This window comes from Stieleria sp. (genome assembly GCF_041595215.1).
Lineage (GTDB): Bacteria > Planctomycetota > Planctomycetia > Pirellulales > Pirellulaceae > Stieleria > Stieleria magnilauensis.
On record NZ_JBFHKV010001335.1, the window covers coordinates 1 to 2009 of the forward strand.

1 protein-coding gene and 1 pseudogene are annotated in these 2009 nt (G+C 59.1%); both read left to right on the forward strand.

Translation table 11 applies throughout. The annotated features are described in order from the left end of the window. On the forward strand, window positions 1–1617 hold a 1617-nt coding region (locus tag ABX749_RS31055; RefSeq protein ID WP_372899450.1), incomplete at its 5' end, for a SulP family inorganic anion transporter. Window positions 1618–1669: 52 nt separating this feature from the next. Beyond that, window positions 1670–2009, forward strand: a pseudogene (locus ABX749_RS31060) (chloride channel protein); the annotation flags it as partial.

Consider the following 2009-nt stretch of genomic DNA (forward strand, 5'->3'; position numbering starts at 1 on the left):
ATCTATCGGGCCGGGATTCTGGGCGAGTTCTTTCCGATCTCGGCCGTCCACGGCATGCTCGCCGCGATCGCGATCATCATCGTGATCAAACAGTTTCCCGTCGCCCTGGGGGTGACCGGAGCCAGCGGGGGACCGTTGGAGATGCTGCGACAGTTCCCCGACTATGTGATCCAGGCCAATCCGGCGATCGCCACGATCGGCGTGGTCAGTTTGCTGATCATGTTCTGTTGGCCGATGGCGGGAAAACGGGTTTCAATTCTGAAAAAAGTCCCCGCGCCGATGGTCGTCTTGCTGGTCGCCATTCCGATGGGCATGGGGTTCGATTTGTTACACGCCCACGCCTATCACTTGGCCAACCACGAATACCAGCTCGGCGAGCAATACCTGGTCAAGATGCCCGACCGGGCGTTCGGGATGTTCGACGACATCACGCTGCCCGACTTCTCGGCGCTGGGTCAATTCAAAGCCTGGAAGTGGGCGATGATGTTTTTCATCATCGGCAGTTTGGAATCGTTGCTCAGCGCCAAGGCGATCGATCTGTTGGACCCCTGGAAACGCAAGACCAACATGGACCGTGACATCGTCGCTGTCGGTGTGGCCAACCTGTGTGCGGCGAGCATCGGCGGATTGCCGATGATCTCCGAAATCGTGCGTTCCAAAGCCAACATCGACAACGGCGCCCGGACACGGTTTGCCGATTTCTGGCACGGCATCTTTCTGCTCTGCTGCGTCGCGTTGATCCCCACCGTGCTGCACCGGATCCCGCTGGCGGCCCTGGCGGCGATGCTCGTGTATACCGGGTATCGCTTGGCCCACCCGGCGGAATTCGTGCATGTCTGGCGGATTGGCAAAGAACAGTTGGCGATCTTTGTCACGACGATGTTCATGGTGTTGGCGACGGACCTGCTGATCGGCGTGGCCGCCGGCATCTTGCTCAAGATGATCATCCACGTCTCCAACGGCGTCCCGCTGGGATCGATGTTCAAACCCTATCTGGAAATCGAGGAAGTCGATCCGCAAACCAGCCGGATCATCGCCCGTCAATCAGCGGTCTTCAGCAACTGGATTCCCTTCAAGCGTCAGATCGAAGAGGTCGGATTGGTCCAGCGCCGCAACCTGATCGTGGATCTGTCGGACGCCAAATTGGTCGACCACAGCGTGATGGAAAAGCTGGTCGAGCTGGAGCGGGATTTTGAGCAGGAAGGCTTACGATTCGAGGTCCGCGGCTTAGATTTTCTGAAGCCGCTTGCCGACAATCCGCACGCAGCGAGAAAACGCAGTCTGCCGCGAATGCGAAGGATCACCGTGACGGCATCGGAGTCACTCGAAGACACGTTGATCGAACAATTCATCGCCTGTGGGGCGTGTGGTTACACCGCGATCCCCTGCCGCGGGGCGGGGCGGCACGGTCTGCAGACGGGCTTGTCCAAGCAGGATCAGGTGCGGTTGGAATTGGTGGTGTCCGCCGCCGTTTGCGAAGCGATGTTGGACATGCTGCGGCGCGAATTTGTGGACCGACATTCGATCACGATTTGTGTGGAGAATGTCGAGGTCCTTCGCGCGGACGATTTTATGCCCGACGATATGGCTCGAGCCGAGGTGGTCGCCCACGATTGATTCGGCTCGGATCGCCTCCGACTCGCCATTCGCTCCGGGAAAACGCTTTCAAGTGAAACGTCTGCAGAAATTGCTGAAGCGTTTTGAGCTGCATTCGCTGGGAAAATGGATCTTGCTCGCGTCGTTGATCGGCGTCGTCGCGGGGCTCGGCGCGATCGCGTTCGATGTGCTCGGCCAGTTCGTCGTCCGCTATTCGCTGACCGAGTTCGCCGGTTATCAACCGCTCGATGCGGCCGGTGAATACAATCGATTTGAACACCGCTCGGATTTCTTTTCGCCTTGGATGATCGTCGTCGTGATGGCCGTCGGCGGTTTGCTGTCGGGGACCCTGGTTTACACGTTTGCCCCCGAAGCGGAGGGTGCCGGGACGGATGCCGCCATCGATGCGTTCC